This window comes from Streptomyces enissocaesilis (genome assembly GCF_039533765.1).
Classification (GTDB): Bacteria; Actinomycetota; Actinomycetes; order Streptomycetales; family Streptomycetaceae; genus Streptomyces; species Streptomyces enissocaesilis.
Genome location: NZ_BAAAUD010000037.1, coordinates 1 through 8,270 on the forward strand (window position 1 = coordinate 1; position 8,270 = coordinate 8,270).

At 75.1% G+C, this 8,270-nt stretch carries 7 protein-coding genes and 1 pseudogene; 6 read left to right on the forward strand and 2 right to left on the reverse strand.

The window, feature by feature from the left end:
• Together ABD374_RS17815 and ABD374_RS17820 are read right to left on the reverse strand one after the other, a co-directional pair.
• On the reverse strand, positions 1-491 hold a 491-nt coding region (locus ABD374_RS17815; protein WP_344496335.1), incomplete at its 3' end, for a TerD family protein.
• Positions 492-684: 193 nt separating this feature from the next.
• On the reverse strand, positions 685-1,494 hold the full coding sequence (locus ABD374_RS17820) for an NAD-dependent epimerase/dehydratase family protein (protein ID WP_344496337.1): 810 nt from the start codon (positions 1,492-1,494) through the stop codon (positions 685-687).
• 269 nt (positions 1,495-1,763) lie between these two features.
• Here ABD374_RS17820 and ABD374_RS17825 point away from each other — a divergent pair, with 269 nt between their 5' ends.
• From ABD374_RS17825 to ABD374_RS17850, 6 genes and pseudogenes are all read left to right on the forward strand, one after another.
• Positions 1,764-2,651: a 5-dehydro-4-deoxyglucarate dehydratase gene (locus ABD374_RS17825; RefSeq protein ID WP_344496339.1), complete on the forward strand. Its 888-nt coding sequence runs from the start codon at positions 1,764-1,766 to the stop codon at positions 2,649-2,651.
• A 5-nt stretch (positions 2,652-2,656) separates the two neighbouring features.
• The gene (locus ABD374_RS17830; RefSeq protein WP_344496347.1) at positions 2,657-3,835 is read left to right on the forward strand and encodes a hypothetical protein; all 1,179 of its coding nucleotides are present in this window, start codon (positions 2,657-2,659) and stop codon (positions 3,833-3,835) included.
• Between the two features lie 514 nt (positions 3,836-4,349).
• Entirely contained in the window at positions 4,350-6,419 is a 2,070-nt protein-coding gene (locus ABD374_RS17835) for a penicillin acylase family protein (RefSeq protein ID WP_344496341.1), read from the forward strand.
• Positions 6,416-7,024, forward strand: a complete 609-nt coding sequence (locus ABD374_RS17840; protein WP_344496343.1) for a GNAT family N-acetyltransferase — start codon at positions 6,416-6,418, stop codon at positions 7,022-7,024. The genes ABD374_RS17835 and ABD374_RS17840 overlap by 4 nt, the downstream gene beginning before the upstream one ends.
• Before the next feature lie 151 nt (positions 7,025-7,175).
• Complete coding sequence (locus ABD374_RS17845; protein WP_344496345.1) at positions 7,176-7,862, forward strand: TIGR03086 family metal-binding protein; 687 nt, start codon at positions 7,176-7,178, stop codon at positions 7,860-7,862.
• Positions 7,859-8,270: pseudogene (locus ABD374_RS17850) on the forward strand (Cmx/CmrA family chloramphenicol efflux MFS transporter); the annotation flags it as partial. The gene ABD374_RS17845 and the pseudogene ABD374_RS17850, both read left to right, overlap by 4 nt.

The window sequence follows — 8,270 nt, forward strand, 5'->3', positions numbered from 1 at the left end:
GAGACACCGAAGTCCGTGGCGATGCCGGCGAGTCCGTTCGCGTATCCCTGGCCGACCGCGCGCACCTTCCACGCGCCGTTGCGGAGGTAGATCTCGACGATCACCAGCGCCGTCTCGGAGCCGAGCCGCGGCGGGGTGAACGTGGCGATCGCGGCGCCGTCGTCGGCGCCCCGCACGGTGGCGGTGGGCTCGATGCCCTGGAAGGTCTGGCCCGCGGCGTCGGGGCTCGCGGTGACCACGATCTTCTCGATGCCCGGCGGGACCGCCGAGGTGTCCACCACGATCGCGTCGGGGGCGGTGCCGCCGCCGGAGCGGTAGGTGACACCGGGCCCCGTCGGCTGGTTGTAGAAGATGAAGTCGTCGTCGGAGCGCACCTTGCCGTCGGCGGTGAGCAGCAGGCCCGATACGTCGAGCCGCACCGGGGCGGCAACGTCCACCGCCACGCGGGCGGTGGGAAGCGGAATGTTCGAGCCGGGTGTCATTGCGGTCATGACAGGGCTAACGACCGACACGTCTTTGCCGTTCCCTTACCCGTCCCCTCTCACCCGCCGTGCGGGTGATTCTCCGCCGCCTGCTCCCTGCCGTGCCGGTACGCCCCGGTCCGGCGGGCCGTGACCGGCCGCCCGCCGCCCCATCGTCCCGCCACCGCCTCGGCCGGGAACCTTCCGCGCGGCCGTGTGGATCTCAGTACGGCCACTGGGGCGGGCTGGTGCAGAAGTGGCCGCCCAGGTGCGCGTGGTCGGGGTTGCCGGGATCGAGTTCGCCCTGGTCCGCGAGGAGCTTCTCGGCGTACCGCTCGGAGTCGTCCCGCGGCTCGTAACCGAGGGCCCGCGCGGACGACAGGTCCCACCACAGGCGGGTGTTGGCGGAGGACCCGTAGACGACGGTGTGGCCCACGTCCCCGGCGGTGAGCGCGGCGTGGAAGAGGCGGGCGCCGTCGCCGGGGCTCATCCAGACCGACAGCATCCGTACCGAGGTGGGCTCCATGAAGCAGGAGCCGATCCGCACCGAGACGGTTTCGAGGCCGTGCCGGTCCCAGTAGAGCTGTGCCAGGTCCTCGCCGAATGCCTTGGAGAGGCCGTAGAAGGTGTCGGGGCGGTGCGGGGTGTCGACCGGGATGAGCGGTGCCTCCCCGGCGGGGACGGGGGTGAAGCCGACCGCGTGGTTCGAGGAGGCGAAGACGATCCGGCCGACGCCCTCCGCGCGGGCCGCCTCGTAGAGGTTGTACGTCCCCTCGATGTTGGAGCGCACGATCTTCTCGAAGGACGCCTCCAGCGAGATGCCCGCCAGATGGATGACCGCGTCGACCCCGCGCACGGCCTCGCGCAGTGCCTCCTTGTCCGCCAGGTCGGCGGTGATCGCGTCCGGCTCGCCCTCTATGGGGGCGGCGTCGAAGAGGCGCAACGTGTAGCCGTACGCCGGAAGGAGTCCGCGCATCAGGGTGCCGAGACCTCCGGCGGCGCCGGTCAGCAGGACGGTGCGGGGTGCGGGCATCGGCGGGTCTCCTCGGTGCGCGGTGTGCGATACGCAGGGGGCGGCATGGGCCGCGGAGGACACGGTCCACGGACGCGTCCGTGGACCGTATTCACATGCGTGGACACGCTAAGGAGTGGTGCCGAACCGCGTCAAGTGTCGCGCGGAGGCGCCCAATCCGCCTCTGCCTCGCGGCTTTTCGTCTTGACCGGCTCCGGGCGGCTGCCCTAGCGTGACGGCGTTCAGGGATATAGACGCGGATCATAATTGTGCACGCACAGGGAGCGCCCGTGACCTCAGCCCCGCTCGCCGGCCGACTCGACGGCCTGCTCTTCTTCCCCGTCACCGCCTACGGACCGGGCGACGGCCCCGGCCGCCTCGACCTCGGCGCGTTCCGCGCACACGTACGCGCCGGCATCGACGCCGGCGCCGNCGCCGCCGTGGAAGAGGCGGCCGGCCGGGTGCCCGTCGTCGCCGGAACCGGATACGGCACGGCGCTCGCCGTCCAGTACGCGAAGGCCGCCGAGGAAGCGGGCGCCGACGGGCTGCTCGCCCTGCCCCCGTACCTCGTGGCCGCCGACCAGCAGGGGCTGCTGCGCCACTACGCCGAGCTGGCCGCCGCCACCTCCCTCGACGTCATCGTCTACCAGCGCGACAACGCCGTCTTCACCCCCGAGACCGTCGTCGCGCTCGCGCGGGTGCCGGGCGTCATCGGGCTCAAGGACGGGCACGGCGACCTGGACCTGATGCAGCGCATCGTCGGCGCCGTACGCCGCGACCTGCCCGGCCACCCCTTCCTCTACTTCAACGGCCTGCCCACCGCCGAACTCACCGGCCTCGCCTACCGGGGCATCGGCGTCACCCTCTACTCCTCCGCCGTCTTCTGCTTCGCCCCCGACATCGCGCTCGCCTTCCACCGGGCCCTGAACACCGGTGACGACGACACCGTCAACCGCCTGCTCGACGGCTTCTACGCCCCGCTCGCCGAACTGCGCAACCTCGGCCGCGGGTACGCCGTCTCGCTCGTCAAGGCGGGGGTGCGGCTCGGCGGCCTGGAGGTCGGCACCGTACGGCCGCCGCTCAGCGAACCCGACCCCGTGCACGTCGAGATGCTGGCCGAGCTGATCGAGCGCGGCCGGACCCTGATCGGCGCCGGCGCCGGCGGTGAGCGCGCATGACGCGCATGAGGACCGGGGCCTTCCTCTATCCCTGGGACGTCGTCGGCGACCCGGACGCCGCGGCCCGCGTCGCGGACCTCGGCGTCCAGCAGGTCACCCTCGCCTCCGCCTACCACTCGACCCGCGCCCTGACCCCGCGCCACCCCCGCCACCGGATCGTCACCGCCGGACACGCCGCCGTGCTCTACCCCGTCGACGAGGACCGCTGGTCGGGGCGGAGCCTGCGGCCGTACGCCGCCGGGGACTGGGCGCCCACCGCCGATCCGTACGGCGAGGCGGCCGAAGCGCTCGCGGCCGCCGGGCTCGACGTGCACTCCTGGGTCGTCCTCGCCCACAACTCCCGTCTGGGCGCCGACCACCCGGACACCTCCGTCGTCAACGCGTACGGCGACCGCTACCCCTGGGCGCCCTGCATCGGCCGGCCGGCCGTCCGGGCGTACCTGATCGACCTGGCGGCGGAGGCGGCCGTACGGCCCGGCGCGCGCGGCACCGAGCTGGAGTCCTGCGGCTGGTACGGGCTCGCTCACCTGCACGCCCACGACAAGATCTCCGGGGTGGCGCTCGGGGACGCGGCCCAGTACCTGATGTCGCTCTGCTTCTGCCCGGACTGCCGCACGGGGTACGCGGAGGCCGGGGCGGACGCGGGCGAGCTGGGGGAAGCCGTACGCCGCGCCCTGGAGCCCGTCTGGGGCGCGGGGTCCGCCGGGGCCTCCGGAGCCGGGTGGCCCGCCGTCGAGAGGCTCATCGGCGCCGGGCTCGCCGCCGCGACCCTCGCGTGGCGCACCCGGGCCGCCCGTACGCTCCAGGAATCGGCCGTCGCGGCGGTACGGGCCGCCGCGCCCCCCGGCTTCCGCGTGCTGCTGCACGCCGACCCGTCGGCGTACCACTGCGGGGCGAACGCGGGTGTCGAACCCCGGCACGTCCTCGGGGTCGCGGACGGCGTGGTCGTGCCGTGCACGGGCGGCCCGGAGCTGCTCACGCCCTTCGTGGAGCACCGCGCCGACCCCGGGACCGTCGTCGCCGCCAACCTCACCGTCGTCTCCGGGATGGGCGGCAGCCCCGGCACGCTCGCCGAGGACGCCGCTCGCGCCGCCGCGCTCGGTGCGACCGAACTGCGCCTGTACCACGCCGGACTGGCCTCCGACGCCGATCTCGGGCTCGTGCGCGCCGCCCTGCGGCGATGAGGGCGCAGACCGTCCGCAGTCCCGCCGCCCACCCGGTGGTCCACGACCGCGATCGGGCCGGCGCCGAGGGCGAGGGCCACCGCGTCGTACGGCAGGGCGCGCGGTCACGGCCACCGCGAACAGCGCGATGCCGGCGGTGGCGCGGACCCGCTCCGGCAGCCGCGGCAGCGGGCCCGCCGGCAGCCCGGTGAGCACGGAACCGGCGCCCTGCGCCGGGTAGGCCGCGCCGGCGTGGGCGGGGGAGCGGCCGGGGCCGCGGTCGACGACGGCGGAGAGACCGCCGCGCCGTCGGGTCCGGCTGCCGCACGGGGGGAAGGGCTGCCGCGCGCGGCCCACCCGGTCCGGCCGCATCAGGACCGTCCGGCGCCCGGGGCCCGACCCGGTTCGGGAAGGGGCGACCGGGGGAAGCCCCGCAGGCCATGTCGGCGGGGACCCCGGATTGTTTCCCGGACGGGCGTCCATTAGGTTAGGTCAGCCTTACCTAAAAGCCTAGCGGGATCTGGATGGGAACAGAGTGAGCACCGAGGTCTTCCGGGACGCCTGGGGAATCCCCCATCTCCGCGCCGACAGCGCGTACGAACTCGCTTTCGCGCAGGGCCGCAACGCCGCCACCGACCGTGCCTGGCAGATCGAGGTCGAGCGGCACAGGTCGCAGGGCACCACCGCCTCCTTCCTCGGTCCCGACGCCGTCGACTGGGACGTCTTCGCCCGGAGGTCCCGGCTGGACGACACCGCCCGACGCTGCTTCCGCGCCCTCGACGCGGACACGGCCGCCTGGGTCACGCGGTACGTCGACGGGGTCAACGACGGCCTCGCCCGAGGGGCGGCCCGCGCGCCGGAGTTCGCCGCCACCGGGCTGGTCCCGGGGGAGTGGCAGCCGTGGACGCCGCTGGGGATCTGGCTGTCCACGCACATCCTCTTCGCCGGCTTCCCGACCAAGCTGTGGCGCGACGAGGTCGCCCGCAGGCTCGGCGACGAGGCGATCACCCTGTTCGCCACGGACGGGCCCGGCACCTCCGGCAGCAACGGCTGGCTCGTCACCGGGGAGCGCACCGCCACCGGGTCGCCGCTCATCGCGGGCGACCCGCACCGGTTCATCGAAGACCCGGGGGTCTACCAGCAGGTCCGCCTGGCCTGCCCGGAGTTCGACGTGGTGGGCCTGGCCGTACCCGGCGTCCCCGGCACGGCCCACTTCGGCCACACCTCCACCGTGGCCTGGGCGATCACCAACGCCATGGCCGACTACCAGGACCTCTACCGGGAAGAGCTGCGGCGCGGGCCCGGCGGCGCGGGCGTGGAGGCGCTCGGCCCGGACGGCTGGCGGCCCGCCACCGCCCACACCGAGACCATCGAGGTGGCGGGCGGCGACCCGGTCGAGACCGAGGTCGTCGAGACCGAGCGCGGGCCCGTCGTCATCGGCGGCCCCGGCGAAGCCGTGACGATCAGCCTCCGCTGCCCGACGCGGGTGTACGAGGACCTCGGCTTCGCCGCGCTGCCCGCGCTGCTCAGGGCGCGCACCGTCGCCGACGTGGACCGGGCGTTCGAGCGGTGGGTCGAGCCCGTCAACGTCGTACAGGCCGCCGACACCGGGGGCGGGCTGCTGCACCGGGTCGCGGGCCGGGTGCCGCTGCGCCACCGGGACAACGGGCTGCGGGTCGTGCCGGCCCGGGAGGCGGCGTACGCCTGGAGCGGTGAGGACCGGCCGCTGCCCCGCGCGGAGGTCGACGGCGTCGCGGTGATGGCCAACCAGCGCGGCCTGGCCGGGCCGCTGGGCGTGGAGTTCGCCCCGCCGTACCGGGCCGACCGCATCGGGCGGCTGCTCGACGGGTCGAAGGCGTGGACCGCCGGGGACATGGCGGCCGTCCACACCGACACCCACCTCGCGTCCGCCCGCCCCCTGCTGGAAATGATCGCCGGTCTCGAGGGGCTCGGCGAGCGGGGCGCGCGGCTGCGGGAGCGGCTCCTGGGCTGGGACCGGCGGATGGAGGCCGACAGCACCGACGCGACGGTGTACGCCGCCGTACGGACGGAGGTGGTGCGGCGGTTCGCGGCCCACCGGGAACTGGCCGCCCTGACCGAACCGGTGGCGGACCCGGCGTACCCCCCGGTCTTCCTGCCCTGGCTCGCGCTCACACCGCGCGTCGGCTTCGCGCTGGAGACCCTGCTGACCACGGACCTGCTGCCCGGCATCGACCGGCCCGCCGTCGTGGCGGCGGCGGTCGAGGCGGTCGCCGCCGCCACGGAACCGGCTCCACCGGCCGCCTGGGGCGACGTGCACCGCCTCGCACCGTGGCAGGCGCTGCCCTCCGCCCCGCCCGGGGGGTGGCCGGGGGTGGCCGGGGACCACGACTGCGTGCTCTCCACCTCCAGCGTCCCCGGCGTCACCGACCGCTGCGCGCGCGGGCCGGCCGCCCGCTACGTCTGGGACCTCGCACGGCGCGAGGACAGCCTCTGGGTGGTGCCGCTCGGCGCGTCCGGCGTCCCGGGCGACGCCCACCACCATGACCAACTGCCGGTGTGGCTGCGGGGCGAACTCGTCCCCGTGGTCACGGACTGGAACCGTCTGACCAAGGAGTCCGCATGACTGTGACCGCTGAGCCCGTGTACGAGCAGAGGATCGACGGGTTCGGGACGGTCCGCCTCGTCCCCGTGGACCCGGCGCGCGACGCCGGGCTGCTGCACGGCTGGGTCACCGAGGAGCGGGCCCGGTTCTGGGGCATGGGCGACGCGACGCGCGAGCAGGTCCAGGAGGTCTACGCGCACCTGGACTCCCTCACCACCCACCACGGTTACCTGGCCCTGCGGGACGGCGAACCGGCCGCGCTCTTCCAGACGTACGACCCCGAGGCGGACCGGGTCAGCGAGTGCTACGACGTCCGGCCGGGGGACTTCGGGATGCACCTGCTGATCGGGCCCGCCGGCGGCGCGGCCCCGGAGCACGGGTTCACCGCGCACCTTCTCGCCGTGATGCTCGGCTTCGTGTTCGCGGACCCGGACCACCAGCGGGTCGTGGCGGAACCGGACGCGCTCAACACGAAGGCGGTGGCGCGGCTGGAGCGGGCGGGGTTCGTGATCGGGCCGGAGATCGTCATGCCGGAGATCGACCTGCCGGAGGTCTTCCTGCCGGAGAAGCGGGCCCGGCTGGCGTTCCTGACCCGCGCCGCGTTCGAGGCGTCCCGCACGGCGTGATCCCCGCCGCCCCTTCCTTCCCGCGGGCCCGTCCCGCCCGGTGGGTCCGCCCCTCCCCGCGGGCCCGTCCGGCGCACCGATGAGTTCCGGAGCGGCCGGCGGTCATCACTGCGCAGACATCGTCGGCTCACCGGAGACCGGAGGCAGTGCCATGACCGCCAGCGACCCCCTGCTCGACTTCGAACCGGCCGTCCGGCAGGTGGCCCGGCTGCTCGACGGGATCACGGACGAGCAGCTTTCCGCCCCCACTCCCTGCGAGAAGTACGCGGTGCACCACCTCCTGGCGCACCTCGTCGGCCTCACGGCCGCCTTCCGCGACGCGGCGAGGAAGGAGCTGGGGCCGTCGACCGACACCGACCCCGGCGCCGCCCTGCCCGTACTCGACGACGACTGGCGCACCCGCCTGCCGCGACAGCTCGACGAGCTCGCCGCCGCCTGGCGCAGCCCCGACGCCTGGCAGGCCACGACGCGGGCGGGCGGGGTCACGCTGCCCGGCGGCACCGCCGGGAAGGTCGCCCTGAACGAGGTCGTCGTGCACGGCTGGGACCTGGCCCGCGCCACCGGCCAGGCGTACGCGCCCGACGCCGCCGCCCTGCGGTCGTCGTACGAGTTGCTCGAGCCGACGGGCGGCACCCCGGGCGACGACGGGATCTTCGGGACCCCCGTCGAGGTGCCCGGGGACGCGCCGCTCCTGGACCGGGTGGTCGCGCGCGCGGGCCGCAGTCCGTCCTGGCCGGAAAATACCTGCCCCCGTTGCTCACCCACGTCGGCGGACTGCCGGAGGGCTGGGTTCCGGCCGTGCTCCCGCTGTACGGAGTCGGCGGGCCCATCGGCATGACGATCGGCGGGCGCGTAGCCGACCGCGCCCCTGTCCGCACCCTCTACCTCGGTACCGGCGCCCTCACCCCCGCCTCGGCGGGCGTCGCGCTCGCCGCGCCGGACCCGCTGCTCACCGTCGTGCTGGTCCTCGTCCTCGGCGTGGCCGGTCATGTCACCAACCCCGTACGCCAGTCACGGGTGTTCACCCTCGCGCCCGACGCGCCGACGCTGGTCCCCGCCTTCTCCCCCTCGGCCTTCGACGTGGGCATCACGCTCACCCCCATGCTGGGCGGCGCGGCCATCGACGCGGGCCCCGGCTACGCCTCCGTCGCGTGGGTCGGCGCCGGGGTCGGCGCGCTCGCCGTCGCGGCGACCGCCTGGGCGGCGGCGCTCGCGCGGCGCGCGTCCCGGGCGGCCGCGGACGCCG

Excerpts from the sequence above, each read along its gene's own strand:
- ABD374_RS17820 (WP_344496337.1), bottom strand. The coding sequence starts at position 1,494 with ATGCCCGCACCCCGCACCGTCCTGCTGACCGGCGCCGCCGGAGGTCTC.
- ABD374_RS17845 (WP_344496345.1), top strand. The coding sequence starts at position 7,176 with ATGACCGCCAGCGACCCCCTGCTCGACTTCGAACCGGCCGTCCGGCAG.
- ABD374_RS17840 (WP_344496343.1), top strand. The coding sequence starts at position 6,416 with ATGACTGTGACCGCTGAGCCCGTGTACGAGCAGAGGATCGACGGGTTC.
- ABD374_RS17830 (WP_344496347.1), top strand. The coding sequence starts at position 2,657 with ATGAGGACCGGGGCCTTCCTCTATCCCTGGGACGTCGTCGGCGACCCG.